The sequence below is a fragment of the Arthrobacter sp. UYNi723 genome, assembly GCF_054057635.1.
In genome coordinates this window covers 1-14,064 of record NZ_JBSRZM010000014.1, presented here as the reverse complement: position 1 = coordinate 14,064, position 14,064 = coordinate 1, and the positions used below count along the sequence as shown (strand labels likewise).

General features: G+C 63.8%; 13 protein-coding genes. 1 reads left to right on the top strand and 12 read right to left on the bottom strand.

Features of this window, described 5'->3' with window-relative positions:
• Positions 1–160 precede the first annotated feature (160 nt).
• Positions 161–4,636 (bottom strand): MobF family relaxase, encoded by a 4,476-nt coding sequence (mobF, locus tag ACVWY0_RS12145; RefSeq protein ID WP_485836918.1) that lies wholly within the window; start codon positions 4,634–4,636, stop codon positions 161–163.
• A 460-nt stretch (positions 4,637–5,096) separates the two neighbouring features.
• Here mobF and ACVWY0_RS12140 point away from each other — a divergent pair, with 460 nt between their 5' ends.
• On the top strand, positions 5,097–5,528 hold the full coding sequence (locus ACVWY0_RS12140) for a hypothetical protein (RefSeq protein ID WP_485836917.1): 432 nt from the start codon (positions 5,097–5,099) through the stop codon (positions 5,526–5,528).
• Here the strand turns inward: ACVWY0_RS12140 and ACVWY0_RS12135 are convergent.
• The 11 genes from ACVWY0_RS12135 to ACVWY0_RS12085 all read right to left on the bottom strand — a co-directional run bounded on the left by ACVWY0_RS12135 (position 5,472) and on the right by ACVWY0_RS12085 (position 13,676).
• Positions 5,472–5,954, bottom strand: coding sequence for a hypothetical protein (locus ACVWY0_RS12135; protein ID WP_485836916.1), 483 nt, complete (start codon positions 5,952–5,954; stop codon positions 5,472–5,474). The two genes, ACVWY0_RS12140 and ACVWY0_RS12135, sit on opposite strands and share 57 nt — an antisense overlap.
• A gap of 5 nt (positions 5,955–5,959) precedes the next feature.
• Positions 5,960–6,217 (bottom strand): chemotaxis protein, encoded by a 258-nt coding sequence (locus ACVWY0_RS12130; protein WP_485836915.1) that lies wholly within the window; start codon positions 6,215–6,217, stop codon positions 5,960–5,962.
• Positions 6,217–6,504, bottom strand: a complete 288-nt coding sequence (locus tag ACVWY0_RS12125; RefSeq protein WP_485836914.1) for a helix-turn-helix domain-containing protein — start codon at positions 6,502–6,504, stop codon at positions 6,217–6,219. Before ACVWY0_RS12125 ends, ACVWY0_RS12130 begins: the two co-directional genes overlap by 1 nt.
• A 2-nt stretch (positions 6,505–6,506) precedes the next feature.
• The gene (locus ACVWY0_RS12120) at positions 6,507–6,770 is read right to left on the bottom strand and encodes a ParB family protein (RefSeq protein ID WP_485836913.1); all 264 of its coding nucleotides are present in this window, start codon (positions 6,768–6,770) and stop codon (positions 6,507–6,509) included.
• Positions 6,767–7,396 carry a DNA-binding protein gene (locus ACVWY0_RS12115; RefSeq protein WP_485836912.1) on the bottom strand — a complete coding sequence of 210 codons (630 nt, stop codon included), beginning with the start codon at positions 7,394–7,396 and terminating at the stop codon, positions 6,767–6,769. Before ACVWY0_RS12115 ends, ACVWY0_RS12120 begins: the two co-directional genes overlap by 4 nt.
• Positions 7,397–7,474: 78 nt before the next feature.
• Positions 7,475–8,023: a single-stranded DNA-binding protein gene (gene ssb, locus ACVWY0_RS12110; RefSeq protein ID WP_485836911.1), complete on the bottom strand. Its 549-nt coding sequence runs from the start codon at positions 8,021–8,023 to the stop codon at positions 7,475–7,477.
• Positions 8,024–8,077: 54 nt separating this feature from the next.
• Positions 8,078–8,356, bottom strand: coding sequence for a glutaredoxin family protein (locus ACVWY0_RS12105; protein ID WP_485836910.1), 279 nt, complete (start codon positions 8,354–8,356; stop codon positions 8,078–8,080).
• Positions 8,357–9,131: 775 nt separating this feature from the next.
• Positions 9,132–10,493, bottom strand: coding sequence for a ParB/RepB/Spo0J family partition protein (locus ACVWY0_RS12100; protein ID WP_485836909.1), 1,362 nt, complete (start codon positions 10,491–10,493; stop codon positions 9,132–9,134).
• 825 nt (positions 10,494–11,318) lie between these two features.
• Positions 11,319–11,666, bottom strand: coding sequence for a DUF3846 domain-containing protein (locus tag ACVWY0_RS12095; RefSeq protein WP_485836908.1), 348 nt, complete (start codon positions 11,664–11,666; stop codon positions 11,319–11,321).
• A gap of 64 nt (positions 11,667–11,730) precedes the next feature.
• Positions 11,731–12,159, bottom strand: a complete 429-nt coding sequence (locus ACVWY0_RS12090) for a hypothetical protein (protein WP_485836907.1) — start codon at positions 12,157–12,159, stop codon at positions 11,731–11,733.
• 995 nt (positions 12,160–13,154) lie between these two features.
• Positions 13,155–13,676: a hypothetical protein gene (locus tag ACVWY0_RS12085; RefSeq protein WP_485836906.1), complete on the bottom strand. Its 522-nt coding sequence runs from the start codon at positions 13,674–13,676 to the stop codon at positions 13,155–13,157.
• Between the last annotated feature and the right edge of the window lie 388 nt (positions 13,677–14,064).

Genomic DNA, 14,064 nt, shown 5'->3' with positions numbered 1-14,064 from the left:
GACAACGCTCCACCAGCCGGATGCGATCTCCGGACCCTATGACCTGGGTCCGAATGAGACTGCGATTTACCGCCAACCTGGGCTCAAACCAGATTGACATTCTCAGGCGCGTCGACGGGACCGTGGCCGGCGCTGCAATGGCTGGTGCCAAGAGGCGTAGTTATAGTCCTAGGCCGGGGCCGCGCAGATCTTCGGCCGCGGTTCGTTGCTGTTCCCGCTGTTCCCGCTGGGCCCGTTCGGCCGCGAGCCGTGATTGGCGCTGGGCATCTGTCTCTGGCTTCTTCTGCACTGGTGCCTGCTCGGCGGCTTTCTTGGCTTGCTGCTCGGCGACGAGTTTCTGGAGCCGGGTCATGACGCGGGGCTTCTCCACCTGGACCGGTGTGACGGCGGCCTGCTCCTGCGCGTTGGTCTGGCGGTCCTTGTCTGTGGCTTCCTGTGCCGGGGCGGTTGGGGCGTGGGTGTCCTTGTTGCGTTCCAGCGCCTCAGCTGCCGCCTGGAGGCGGTCCTGTTCGGTCGCGTGGTCGGCGAGGGCGCGGGAGCGTTTGCTGACGGTCACGGCCCGGTCGTGGAGGTCACGGCCAATCTCTTCGGCGCGGAGGTTTTCGGGCACGGGTACCTGCTCTGTTTCGGGGACGTTGTAGCGGGCACGGAACATTTCGAGCTCGGCGGCGGTGTCGCGCCATTGCTGCGCGGCTTCGGGCTTTTCGGGGACGGGGCCCAGTTGCTGCGCCCACACGGGCGGTTCGGCCGCGAGAAGGTGGCCTCGCTCGTCCAGGCGGGCGGTGAGGACTTCACGGCGGGTGGTGAGTTCTTCACGCCATTCCTGCGGCAGATATGCGCTGTTTGCGGGCCGTGCCGGTGCGAGCCATTCGGGCAACCGGTCCGCCGTCCCGGCAGGTACAGGCGTGCCGGGGGTCAGGGAGCGCAACCGTTCCTCTGCACGGACGCGGGCGGCGATGACCTGGTGTGAGAGGGCGCGGCTTTGTTCGGTGGCCACACCTGGTGCGTTCTTCGCGTACTGGCTGCGCGGACCGCGTTCGGCCGCCTCTGTCGGGTTCTGACCGGTGCGGGCTTGCTCGGTGCGGATCTTCTGCTCTTCGACGAGGGCGCGGAGCCGGTATTGGTTCCGGCGGGCGATGGCCGGGTTGTTGATGGCTTCCTGTTCCCGGGCGGTGAAACGGGAGGTAAAGATGCGGCGTTCGAGCTCGCCGTCAGTGAGGGCCCCGTGGCGGCGGTTCGTCCAGTGATCGGCCGGCTGGGGTCCTTCGGTGGCCTTAGCCGCTGCCAGCGCCTTCGCGCGGTCCTGGCCGGCTTGGGCCACGTCTGCTTTGAGGGCGGCCAGCTGAGCATCGGTGAGGTTGGCCAGGGGCCTCTCGCCGGCTGCGGCGAGGACTTCGGGGGCCTTGTCCACGATGGATTCGATCCGCCAGGACAGCACCGCTGATTTGTCTTCGGCCCCGTCGAACTCGCGCTGCGTCGCCGCGTTGGTCAGGAGCTTCGCTGGGTCCCAGCCCTCGTGCTCGGCTTTGGCCAGGTTGGTGGCCACGGCTCCCCAGGATTCGGTGGCCACGAAGGTTTCGGCGGCCTCGCCCAGGACTTCGCGTGCCATGGCGGCCATGCGGATCTTGTTGGCTTCTTCGGTGATGTAGCGGTATTGGTCGGCCAGGGTCAGGGGGTTGTTGATGCGTTCGTACTCGGTGCCCAGGGCTTCGTGGGCTGAGGTTTCGCGGCTGTGGTTGTTGGCGATGGCGGCCAGCACCGTGTCCCGGTCCTGCCCGTCTTCGACGGCGACGAAGAGCGCGTTCTCGTCCCGGCCGCGTGTGGCGGCGACGTAGGCGTTTTCGCGGGTGGTGGCAGCGTCGAGGATGGGGATACCGGCGTCTTTGGTCATGCCTTGGGCGCGGTGGGTGGTGAGGGCGTAGCCCAGGTGAACGTGGTCGGTGACGTACTCTGCCGGGAGCCGTACCTTGCCGCCGTGGCCAAGGTGTGAGACGGAGAGCGACCCGTCCTCGTGGGCTTCTTCGACGGCCCACAGGTCGCCGTTCTTCACTACGTCCCGGCCGCGCTTGGTTTTCAGGGTCGAGTCGTTGGAGCGGGTCACGATGGTGTCCCCCCTCCAGGCTGTGGACCCGTCGCGCAGCTGCACGGATACTCCGGCGCGGGCGACGTCGCCGGTTTCGATCCGGTAGGCCTGGGCGCGTTCGGAGAGCCGCTGTGAGCTTTCGTTGGTGGGTGCCATCATCACGGCCGCGTCGCCGGCGTTGAGGCGTTCCTGCCACACGCCGAAGGCGAGGCCTTCTATCGTTTCGATGTTCCCGGCCTGGACCCGGCCGTTGTTTTTGTACCAGGTAAACGGGTCTGTTTCGTTCTCGGTGGGGGTGCGGAGCAGCAGGGACGCCTCTGCTTCCTCGGTGCTGGTGAACCGGTGGATGGTTTCGAGTTCGGTGGCGCCGATTTCGTTGATCAGCAGCCGCAGTGCCCCGCCGGCCTGGACGGCGGAAAGCTGCCGGTCATCCCCGAGGAAGCGGATAAGGCCGCCGTGGGCTTGGACTTCGCGGACGACGTCCGCGAGTTTGCCGGTTCCCTGCATTCCGGCTTCGTCAACGATGACGAGGGTGCCGGGGGTAACGGTGAACGGTCCGGGGAACGCTGGCGGGTGCGCGGGGTCGGAGCCGTGGTTGATGTGCAGGAACTTGTCCGTGGTCGCTGCGGTGATGCCGAGCTGTTCGCCCAGGTTCGCTGCCGCGACGGCCGAGGGTGCCAGGCCGATGACGCGGCCGCCGGCGCCGGTGATGGCGGCGCGGACGAGTCCCATGGAGCTTGATTTGCCGGTGCCGGCTGCGCCGATGCCGACGGCCAGGAGTTTGGAGGACGTGACGAATTCGCGGGAAAGGGCGATCTGTCCCTCATCCAGTGGGTGGGATTTTTCGCCGGTGGCCACGGCGTGGTTGTGGGCGGCAACGGCCCTCTCAAAGTCTTCCATGGACGCTGCGGGGATGACGTCTGTTGTTCCTGCCCGCAGGAGCAGGTTTTCATCTTCGAGGATCTTGGTGGAGGTGTAGAGGGTGTCGGTGCGGTGGTTGAAGTCCGCTGTTCCGGCGTTGCGGGTCAGTGCTTCAAAGCGGCCGTGTACCTGGTCCGGGGTGATGCGTACTGACGCGGTTCCCAGGCTCGCGGACACAACATCTTCGAGGGCATCGGCCGGCACCGGCCCGTGGGCGGACGCGTATTCCTTGGCCCACCGGTTGGTCTCTGCCATGACGTTCTGCGCGGTCCAGGTCGAGCGCTTATCCGAAACGGCGGCAACGATGCTCCGGGCCGCGGCGTGCACGTCGATGCCCGTGGCAGTGGCCAGCGCCGGCCTGGTCCGGGCAGTGGTGAGCGCTACGAGTTCCTGTTCGCTGTAGAGCGTGTGGGCTTCGTCGCGCCACAGGCGGGCTTGCAGTTCGAGGGTTTTGGCTGCTTCTTTGTCGGGGCGGGTGTTGAGCGTTGCGGCCTGCGCGAGTTTGATCAGGGCCGCCGTGTCGGGGGCGTGGCCGTGCTGTTCCTCGTAGGCTTTGCGGAGTTCGGCGAGGCTCGCGCGGATGCCTTCGCTGCGCTTGGAGAACATGGCAGTCAGTTCCCTGGGGACTGAGGCAATTTCCATGACGGGCTGTTTGGATCCGTTGACGGTGCGTGCCTCGAACTGGACGCCGGCTGTTTCAAGGTGGGCTTGGAGTCGGGTGTTGTAGTTCTCCGAGACGGCCACCGCCGAACGGTGCAGGAGCTTGCCGTCGATGGTCTTCCAGTTCCCTGCCTCGTCCTGGACCTTGTTGGAGACCACGACGTGGTGGTGCAGGTTGGGGTCTCCCAGGCGGGAGTCGTGGTGCCGGAAGCTCGTTGCTGTCAGGCCCCCGCTGACGGAGGTCTGGGCGATGCCGTTGGTTCCTGACCTGGTGGCCAGCGCGTGCTGTTCGAGGTAGTCGAGGGAGTCTGCAAGGGCTGCCTGTTGGGCGTCTTCGACCATGCGGCGGGTGTCCGCGTCTCCCAGTGCCCAGAGGACCGAGACGCTTTTGACGGGGGTGAAGGTCAGGTCATATCCGGCAACGGCGTCCTGCTGGGGGCGGAGCTGGGCGGTGATGAACTTACCCAGTTCTTCCTTGGTGGCAGGGTTGCGTCCGTGGCCCTCGCGGAACATCACAGCCCCTGCGGTGGCGCGTATGCGGTGCCGTTCTTCTGCTGTGGGCTTGCGGTGCTTCATCCGCTCAAAGTCGCTCTCGCGGACGCTGATGGCTTGTGCGAGGGCGTTGTCTTTGGGGCTGTATTCGTAGAACTTCCGGCCGAGTTTGGCAGCCTTATCGGCTTCCTTGGTGGCCTGCTTTTCGGGCAATCCGGAGGCGCGCTTCTCTTCAAGGATCTGTTCGTATTCCGGGTGCCGGCCCTTGCCGAAGAGGTTGGCCATTTGCGCTTCTGTGACGTTCCCACTCACACCCAGGGCGGCGGCTCCGCGGCCAACCCATTGGCCCGGGGGAAGACCCTCAGTGGTGTAGTAGTCGCCCAGTTGGCGGTCTTCTGCGCGCAGCGTGTCACCGCTGGCGGTCTCCTGCGTGTAGTACAGGTAACCGGTGCCAGCACTGAGTACGTGCAGCGACATCATGGACCGATTCTAGCGGATTCGGCCTCGTTTATTCGAAATGCAAGAGGTGTGACTGGATATGAGATTTTGAGCTGATGGGAGCTGGCGAGCATTAGGGTTCGAAAAACGTCATATCTGGTCCATCAGTGAGGATGCGAGTTTCCATCATGAGAAGCATCGCTTTGATTGTGGGAACTCGCTGAAGGCTCAATCCACAACTCGATCAATGACTCTGGTGAGATTCCCGCCCTGGGCAAGCTGTGGATTGAGCCTTCACTGCTTCTGGGAAGGCGCGGGTGTTCTTCCCGTCCGCTCCGTGATCGGTACTTGCGCACCCCCTCGGACCGATACCGCACGTCCCGGCCCGGTTGGCTCAAGCGCCGGAAGTCGGCCGTGTAACCGTTAGGTGCCGAAGGTCGGGGTTCTCTGCCAGAATGGCAGCAAGGGAAGTTTCAACGCACACCACACCAAGGGGGCCGTGATGGCAGTCAAGACACGCAATTCGATGATGGTTCAGGCACGTCGGAAGACGGAGGAACTGGCGGCGAAGCGGCGCGAGCGTGAGGCGACGTTGCAAGCCCTTGCCACGGACTACCACGCCTCAAAGCTGACGGCCGATGCCATGGTTGAGGATGCGGAGAAGCAGGCTGCGGAGCTGATCGCAACAGCCAAACGGGAGGCCGAATCCGCCGGCGAAGACGCGAAGGCGACGGTGGTCAAGATGCTCGCTACCGGTGAGACGCGCCAAGGCGTTGCCGAGCTCCTGGACGTCAGCGTCTCCTATGTGCGCAGCATCGACGTAGCAGCGGGCAAAAAGAAGACAGGCGGTGACCAGGGCGGCACGGATGTGGCCGGGTCAGAAGAGAGTTGGGGCGTCGGGGTCGTGGCCGGACATGAGGGGTCGGATCACTGACTCGTCCCAGCCGTGCGCTTTGAGCGCGTCGCGCAGCTGGCGCGATTGAGCGGCGAAGTTGGCGCGGCCGACGCCACGCCAACGCCATGTATGGGCGTTGGCGTGGCGTCTCTTTTGTGAACGGTCCACCAGGTTATCCGCCTGCGTCCCTGGGTAGGTGTGGCTGTCACTGCCCCCGGTGGACCGGACACACAGGGGAATGTCGCAGGAGTGCATGAGAATTGTTTCCGGCGCCAGCTGCTCACCAGTCAGCAGGGTGTGGGCATGCCTCTGTGGGCGGACCGCGCGCTGCCCGCCGTCCCCTGTCTGGATCCAGTAGCGTCCGTATCCGTCATCGGAGACAGCCCCGGTCCAGAGCCAGCAATCATTCGGGCGCGGGCCTTTGATCACCTTGAACCAGAACCGGTCCTCGGGGGTGGTCTCCATCAGTCTCACCAGCTGCGCCAGCGCGCTTCGAGTTTGTTCGCTGCGAAGAAGAACCCTGCCATGAACAAGAACCCTGGGATGGCCGGGGCGAAGCCCTGGCCGATCCAGAAGCCCAACGCGGAGAGCAGCGCGATGACGCCGGCTGCCTTGCAAAAGAAAATCAATAGGCCCTGTCCGGTGACGACGGGATGGGTCAGGGCGAAGATGATCCAGCCGACGAGCGACAGAGCTGCGAAAGCTGCGAGGAAGATAAAGATGAACATCAGTCTTCGCTGTCTTCGGCCGCCGAGAACTGACCGGTCGCGATGCGTTCGGCGGTCTTTTCATACGCGGCATCGATATAGGCTGCCAGGTCATCTTCCCTCACCCGCCAGATGCCCCTTCCACTGAATTGCGCAGCGCGAAGCTCGCCGCTCTTCACCAGGGTGTAGACCATGGGTTTGCCGACGTTCAGGATTTCCTGGACCTGGTCCAGCGTTAGCATCTTCGGGAACCTCGTGCCAGCCGGAACGGTGGTCTTGTTGGTCAGGTCATCGGTAGGTTTTGCCATGCTTATGCGTCCTCGTTTCGGTGCTGGATCTCATCCCTGGTTCGCTGACCCCGGCGCAGCTCCCCCGACTGCACCGGGGTCCATGCCTTGCCGCCGTTGTACTTGCGCTGCAGCCGCTTAACCTCCCGCATGCTCGCCCGAACGATCAGGTCCGACACACTCGCGTCCCCCTCCAGAAGCCCGGTCGCCTTAAACGCGGCACGGACCTGCCCTGCCTGGTCCTCGGTGTAGTACGGCGTGAACGCGGCGACCTTTTTCATGGTCATGGTGCGTCGGCCTGGTCCTTGTCCTGCCCGGCGCTTGCCTGGCCTGCGGTGACGGGGGCCTGCGGCGGGGTGATGCGTGCCAGCAGGGCATCATAGGCTGCCTGCATCGCGGTGTCCCTGGCGGCTGAGGCAGCGAGCTTCGTTGCGGCCTCCGCCGCTGCGGCGGCGGCCGACCGCTCCGCGCCCCGGGATTCCTCCAGCTCGCCGGCCAGCGCGGTCAGCTGTGACTTCAGCTCCTCGACCTGGGAGTTCAGGCCGGACACGGCCTTGTCCTTCTCCCCGGTCAGCTGGTCCAGATCTTCGACGAGCTCGGCGATCTCCGCGTCTCGGTCTTTGCGTTCCTGCGCCCACGTCACTTCCACCCCCGCGTGCCGGTCGTCCGCCAACGCGGCGGCCTCAGCCCAGGCAGTGCCGGCCAGGCGTGCCGCCGCCTCCAGCAACGTCGCCGGTGTTGCGGCCAACTGGCTGCCCGCCGCCTGCCGTTCCTCCGTCCATTCCTTCAAATACCGCGTCGCGTCGGCGTTGCTCACCCCCGCGGCCGCGCGAACCGTCGAGACGGTCGGGCGGCGCTCGGCGCTGATCTGCTCGGCGGCGGCGTACACGCGGTCTTTCACGCTCTGCGTCATGATCCATCCTCATCGAAATCGGAAGTAGTAGGAGTAGTAACGATACTACTCCTACTACTTTGTGTTGTCGCCGGCCCTTTAGCGCGCAGGCTCTGCGGCCGCGTCCGGCACGGTGATACGGCCGTCAGGGTTGGCATGCAGCCCGAACCAGGCGTCGTCATCGGCGTACTGCGGTGCCGGTTCACCGATGGGCCGGTAGGCGTCATCCCCGCCGTCCGTGCTGTTGTCCTGGCGGGTGGTGGGGGTGCGGGTGAGCTTCGCGCTCGAGTACCGGAGGGAGGCGTCGATCTCCTCGACCTCGAGCTCGATGACGGTGCGCTTCTCCCCCGCCGTCGTCTCATAGGTCCGGGACTTCAAGACGCCGGTGACGACGACACGTGAGCCCTTGGTCAGGGACGCGGCGACGTTCTCCGCCGCTTCGCGCCACACCGTGGCGCGAAGGAACAGGGTCTGACCGTCCTGCCATTCCTTGGCCTGGGTATCGAACGTTCTGGGAGTTGAAGCGATGGTGAAGTTCGCGACGGGTGTGCCTTCAGAATTACCGAACCCACGGGACACTGTGGTGAAGCGGAGTTCGGGATCGCTGGTGAGGTTGCCGATTACGGTGATGGACGTTTCGCCTGACATGGTTTTGTACCTTTTCTGCTGGTTTCGTATGGGCGGTTCAGGTGGGTGGTTTGTTTACGCTTGACGGGCCCGGGCTGCTGATGCGGTTTCGATGCTGATGATCTGCTCGATCCGCACCGGGTTCAGGCCGGACCAGTGGTTTTCGGTGCCGTCCTTGTCGTAGACCACAACAGGGACCTGGGTGTAGCCAAGCTCCTCGGCGATGTACTCCAGCGCGGCAGGGTTGGAGGTGACATCCACTTCACGGAAGGCGAGGCCGGCCGCTGCGAACTTCTGCTTGGTCTTGTTGCAGCCAAAGCATCCGGCGGGCTTGGTGTAGATGGTGAGAGTCATTTTCAGTCCTCGGTTTCGTATCACTCTTAGTTAGGTTCGACTGGCTGACTTGCTACCTCAATTCTACCAATCATTAAAGTGAATGAATAGGCCTTTCGCCTTATATTCTAGGGGTTTTTTAGTCAATTTTTGTAGCTGGTTTCTCTGGCGGGCCCGTCAGCAGAGTGGCGTCAGCCGCCCGTTCCTGGTCATCGGAATAGAGCCGTCCTAAGAGCCGGCCCCGCGTCCCGGCGTAGCAAGCCGGCACCTGGTGGCCCCTAAACCTTCACTGTGTGGTCCACGGCAGCTTTTGAAGTTTTGGGTCTTTGGCCTGGTCGGTACCCGCTGCGGTGGAGGCTGTCCATGATCGCCGGCGTTTCGTTGGTGACGTGCCGGCTATTGGCGACCTGGCGGTTGTGGTCAGCCGGTCAGTGTAGGTCCCGTCATCCAGGTGTGTGCGGGAAAGTCCGGAGGTTGAGCTTGTGCCGTGCAAATGTGGGCGAGGGGTCATTCAGTGGTGAGCAGCATTCCCCCGGGGGCCTGCTGCGCTGTACCCAGGGCGGGCTAAGCGGTGGTCGCGTTGGGACGGCGGTCCGCCGGTGGTGACCAGGCTGGGAGCTGCTACCTGGTGAGGCGGACCGCCCGCGTTTTCAGCGGTTCCGGGGCCCCGCTCCCCCGAACCCTGCGGGTCTTGGGTTCTGCCTAAGGTTTCCCGGTAGAATGTGGGGAGAAGAAAGCGCGGAGCCCAGATACTACGAACATCTGGGGTCCGCGCTTTTTCTATGTCCGGTGGGTGTTACTGGCCGCTGTCGATGATGATCTGTTCAGTCTCGGATGCGGTGTATCCCCACGTGACGAGCTGGTTCAGGTAGTCCCGGTGGCTCTGGCGCGGTGTCCGCCATGAATCCTTGGAAATGGTCTTTTCATACCCTGCGCAGACGAGGGCGATCAGGGCGAACTCGGGCCGGGTGGTGGTTTTGGCTACGTGGTCCCTCAGCGGGTTCCACGCCCACGCATCGGACGTTTCGACTTTCACCCCGATCATGTCAGTGGCTACTTTCCCCTCGTAGCCACTGGCCACCTCTGAATGGTGGGTGATGGCGTGGACGGTGAAGTACTGCCAGCCCTTGGGGGCCTGCTTCTTCGCCAGCAGGGACGCCACCCATTCCCGGCGGACGGTCGTGGCTGAACTCATCAATTTATTGTTCTCGATCAGGGTCCGCCGTTCGGCTTTCTGCTCATCGGTCCTCGGTCCCTTCTGTACGGCAGTCCCGCCGTCGTAGCGTTCGTGCTTGGCCGTAAATCCCAGCGCTTCCCACCCGGTGATCACCGGCTTGGCGGTGTGTTCGCCCTGCCAGTTGGTGGCAATCACGTAGGCGTTTGCGTCCTCGTCGGTCGCTTCCTCCCCGTCAGCTCGGCGGGCGGCCGAGACGTACAGGTTTTCCTCGCCTGCGTAATGTCCGGCGTCCTCCACGATGGCCTTGCCGGTGGCTTCGAGTTCTGCGATCAGCGCGGTGAGGGCTTCGGCGCGGTCGCGGCGGTCCCGCAACTGCTGGGCGACATGAAAGAGCTGATCGGGCTCATCCATGATGACGGACTCTAATTCCTCGGTCGCGTCCTCGTTCCCTTCAAACTCGGACATGATCAAAGCTTCCTCGATGGTGTAGCCCTTACCCAGGGCGGCGGCCCCGGCTTCGGAGGACTTGGCTTTCAGAGCGGACTCGACGGCGGTCTTGTTCCGTCCGGTTTTCTTGGCGATCGAGGCCGCTGAAACACCAATCAGCGAAAGCTGGTGGTAAGCGTCGGCCTCGTCAGCTTCGGTCAGCGCCGAGCGCTGGATGTTCTCCACAACTTGCGTGAGAATCCGCTCAGCTTCCTCGGGGCTGTCCATTACCATGACGGGGATGAGTGGCCGGGCGACTTCGACGGCGGCGCGGGTGCGGCGCTGGCCCATCAACACGTGCACGGTCCCGTCCTCCTTGCGGTGGGCAATGACGGGTTCGAGTACGCCGTGTTCCTTGATGCTGGCAATGAACGAAGGTGTCAGGGCCGCGTCCTTGCGCACGTTCGTCTCCACGGTCAGCGTGGCCGGGTCCAGCCATTCGAGCGTCGGCAGCACGGTCGCGGTGGCAACGGGCTTGTCTGCGATTGCAGTCATTGGGTGGTTCTCCTTGTTTCATCGACTCGGGGTGAGGGGACGGCGTAACCGTGCCAGCTGCTCCCTGACTCCCCCGTTGTTTTTGGGTGCTGGCAAGCTCGCTTGCTCGGCGGCCGACGGAGCCCTGTCTACCCGCAGGGCCAGGGTCAGGAAATTCCCCGGCGGAATAAGCGAGGAACGAGCGCGTCGGGGCAATTCCTGGGCCGCAGGCCCCGACGAAGGAGGGGCTAGACGGGGTGGAGCGGACGCCTAGAATCCGAAGGACAGCAACCAAAAAACGTCGAAGACGTAGACAACAGGGCCGGGACCGGCGGAGCTCTGCGACGCCCGGGCCTGGACCCAACAGGCGGGAGCGCTAGCGGACGACCATTCTCTGGGTGCAGCGAAGCGAAACCCAGAGCGAGCCCCTGCGAGCCTGCACCAGGCCGGCGCTGACATGGTGCACCGGGATCCCGGCCCGCTTAAGAGCGGAGAGGCCGGCACCTGGTGGGGTGCCGGCCTCAACCGTTTTCCTCGGACAAAGGAAACTTTGATGGCTTGCAGCGTCCTTGCTGCAGCTGGTTGTTTTAGGTGGAGAGCCGGCACAGGGGGCTATGCCGGCTCTCGGGTTCCCGCGCTGGAAAGGGAACGGTTATCAGCTTAGCTGTCCGGTCTGTCAGGGCGCAGCACGGCACCCCGGGCCGGGGAATGGGACAGGTGTGATTGGCGGGCCGCCGTCCGGTGACCACCACATGTGCCGGGAACGGTTGGCGGTGGTCCGCCCGCACTTTCGGCGGGACGGGCAAGGGAGCGGGGCGGGTACTCCCTGCCCCGCTCCCCTCGTGGCTAACTGGTGGGCTGGTCGATTCGGGTCTGTTCCCAGATGGCGATCACGTAGGCGGGAAGATCGGCTTCCTCGCCTTGGGCGTCGTCGCCCAGGAACACGACGTCACCACAGTAAACATCCGTGAGGGCACCGGTCAGTTCCCACACCAGGGACGCGGCACGGACGTTGGGCATCAGACCAAGAATCTTGCCTTCCTCGTTGAGGTAAGAGTGCCAGTCTTTCCCGCTGACGGCTTCGATGTTGCCGTGAACGAGAGTCTGCAGGGTCTCCAGGTCAGTGTCGATGGTTTCGAGGCGGGCGGGCTGGGCCTGGTCGGCGGGGATGATGAGGGCATGGCAGGTGCTCATGGTTTGTCTCCTGAAAAAGTGTGGGCGGTGGGCGGCCCGTGGGCCGCCCACCGGTTGGGGGTGGTTAGTGGCCGGTGACCGTGTACGGGGTGCGGTACTGGTTGGGCAGTTCCTCGAGCGTTTCCGGGAGGTCTGCCGGGCCTTGAGCCTGTCCGTGCTTCCACTGCCAGAAGGCGTAGGCGGTGATCGCGGCCCACTGGGCCGACTGGGACCTGTAGTACGTGGTTTTCACGTCGCCCTCGGTGTAGGTGGCCATGGCGAACAGTTCACCCTCGGCGTCGTTCGTGCGCAGCAGCGCCAACATCACATAAGGCCACTGGCCAACGTCCCAGCCATCGCAGCCCCACGAGGGGAGGACAACCCAGCCAGCGGGTTCGATGTCCTCCATCCAGTCGTAGCCGGTGTTCATGTGGTAATCCCCCAACACCGGGACGTTGAAGAGAACTTCGGCGGTGTCTTTGGTGGTGATCGTTGCGGTGGTGATCGCGTTCATGGTGTGTGTCCTTTTGTCCGAGACGTGGGGGTGAGGGGACGGCGTAACCGTGCCAGCTGCCCCTCTTTCTCCCCCGTTGTTTTTTGGTTGCTGGCAAGCTCGCTTGCTCGGCGGCCGACGGAGCCCTGTCTACCCGCAGGGCCAGGGTCAGGAAATTCCCCGGCGGAATAAGCGAGGAACGAGCGCGTTGGGGCAATTCCTGGGCCGCAGGCCCCGACGAAGGAGGGGCTAGACGGGGTGGAGCGGACGCCTAGAATCCGAAGGACAGCAACCAAAAAACGTCGAAGACGTAGACAACAGGGCCGGGACCGGCGGAGCTCTGCGACGCCCGGGCCTGGACCCAACAGGCGGGAGCGCTAGCGGACGACCATCTTCTGGGTGCAGCGAAGCGAAACCCAGGGTGAGCCCCCCGCGAGCCTGCACTACTACCCACGGATCCGCAGAGCGAGGATCCTGCCACTGGGACGTCCCGGCGGCCGGGCCTGCCGTGGTGGGCAGGCCCGGCCGGGCCGGCTTAGTCCTGTACACCTTCCTTGCTTTACGCTTACGCTTCCGAGTTCCAGCTCGGGGGCGTTTGACCCTTCTATAGTTGTCAACCTTCGGGCCGGGTCATTCAGGCACCCGCTCACGTTTCAGCGTGCGCGACCCGAACTGGACCCAGCGGAAGTCGAGACTCCCCCCAATGGCTTTTGAGGGGCGGCTTGTGAAAAAGTGAAATATCCGACGTTAGCGCGAGTATTCACCAGAAATCAGCCGTCGGCCCTGGCGACCGGGCCGGTTCGTAGCCAAGAAGTCCTTCGCGGATTTGGTGTATCGCAAAGGGAGGTGCCCGTTGCGATGGTGCGTTCGCGGCAACCGTTACACGGCGAGCCCTTGTGTTCCTTGGGCTGGGAGGGATCTCAAACGGTGTCTTGCGAACGATCGTTACCGGACGCCCCACGGCTCAGCGTCGGATATTCGACGAGTTCACAAGCCAACACCAAAGTAAGAGCAGCTCAGCCCTCTGGAGACCAGGCCTTGATCCGTTGAGGGGTCGGGAGGATCTCCCTGGGCTTCAACACGAACTGGATGTGTTTCTTCAACCGCGTTGGAGTCGTGATCCAGTCAAGTGTTATCTCGAAGTCCTGCCAGTCGTCCGCCGGAACTTCGCACCAGAAATTGACTTGCATCCCCGGGTCCATGACCGCCATCCACTCGTGGGAGTTGGGTCCGAACATGCTCCCGCTTGGCGTGATTAGGCCGCCCTTTCCAGAGCTTGGGGTCATAGTGAGGCGGAAAGCTTTGGCATCGCCAGCGTTAGCGAAGCTTCCTTTCACAGAAATGTCGCCGTCAGTGCCGTAGTCGTTGTTGGCTCCCTTAGTGATGACGTAAGCGTGGACCGTATATGCCCAGTCTGCTTCCGCCCGTGACCTGTTCCGCGCCCAGTTGCCAATGGCCCAAGCTAGTCCGGTACTGAGGGCAGTGGCCGCGGCCACGGAGGCGGCCACAGCCTGCCAGAAAACTTCCGCATCATTCACGCCTCGAAGCCTACCGGCGGGTGCGCGCTCAGAACGTAGGCCCGCGGGGTCCAGGGCATTGGTTCTCGACTGACTCGATTCCTTCCTGATACTCAGCGCGATAGGTTCGAACTTCGCGACTACCGTTCGTCTCTCGCGAAATATCGCTCTAGCGTCGGATATTTCACTTTTTCACAAGCCGCCCCTTTGAGTGGAAGTTACCTTGGCTGCTGAAGCCGGAGACGGCTCAGTGGACCGCATACAGGCGCGGCACACCTTCTCTCAAGCCATAACGCTACTGATGTAGCTTCTTATGGTGAATATTGGCCTTCAGGGGGTCCAGAGGTAGTGCGGGTGAGCGCCGTGGTCGGAATCCCGATTGGCGTGGGTGAGCGCCAGTGTCGGTGTG

Bases quoted from the DNA above. Each gene is read 5' to 3' on its own strand.
- mobF (WP_485836918.1), bottom strand. From the start codon at position 4,636: ATGATGTCGCTGCACGTACTCAGTGCTGGCACCGGTTACCTGTACTAC.
- ACVWY0_RS12140 (WP_485836917.1), top strand. From the start codon at position 5,097: ATGGCAGTCAAGACACGCAATTCGATGATGGTTCAGGCACGTCGGAAG.
- ACVWY0_RS12135 (WP_485836916.1), bottom strand. From the start codon at position 5,954: ATGGAGACCACCCCCGAGGACCGGTTCTGGTTCAAGGTGATCAAAGGC.
- ACVWY0_RS12130 (WP_485836915.1), bottom strand. From the start codon at position 6,217: ATGTTCATCTTTATCTTCCTCGCAGCTTTCGCAGCTCTGTCGCTCGTC.
- ACVWY0_RS12125 (WP_485836914.1), bottom strand. From the start codon at position 6,504: ATGGCAAAACCTACCGATGACCTGACCAACAAGACCACCGTTCCGGCT.
- ACVWY0_RS12120 (WP_485836913.1), bottom strand. From the start codon at position 6,770: ATGACCATGAAAAAGGTCGCCGCGTTCACGCCGTACTACACCGAGGAC.
- ACVWY0_RS12115 (WP_485836912.1), bottom strand. From the start codon at position 7,396: ATGACGCAGAGCGTGAAAGACCGCGTGTACGCCGCCGCCGAGCAGATC.
- ssb (WP_485836911.1), bottom strand. From the start codon at position 8,023: ATGTCAGGCGAAACGTCCATCACCGTAATCGGCAACCTCACCAGCGAT.
- ACVWY0_RS12105 (WP_485836910.1), bottom strand. From the start codon at position 8,356: ATGACTCTCACCATCTACACCAAGCCCGCCGGATGCTTTGGCTGCAAC.
- ACVWY0_RS12100 (WP_485836909.1), bottom strand. From the start codon at position 10,493: ATGACTGCAATCGCAGACAAGCCCGTTGCCACCGCGACCGTGCTGCCG.
- ACVWY0_RS12095 (WP_485836908.1), bottom strand. From the start codon at position 11,666: ATGAGCACCTGCCATGCCCTCATCATCCCCGCCGACCAGGCCCAGCCC.
- ACVWY0_RS12090 (WP_485836907.1), bottom strand. From the start codon at position 12,159: ATGAACGCGATCACCACCGCAACGATCACCACCAAAGACACCGCCGAA.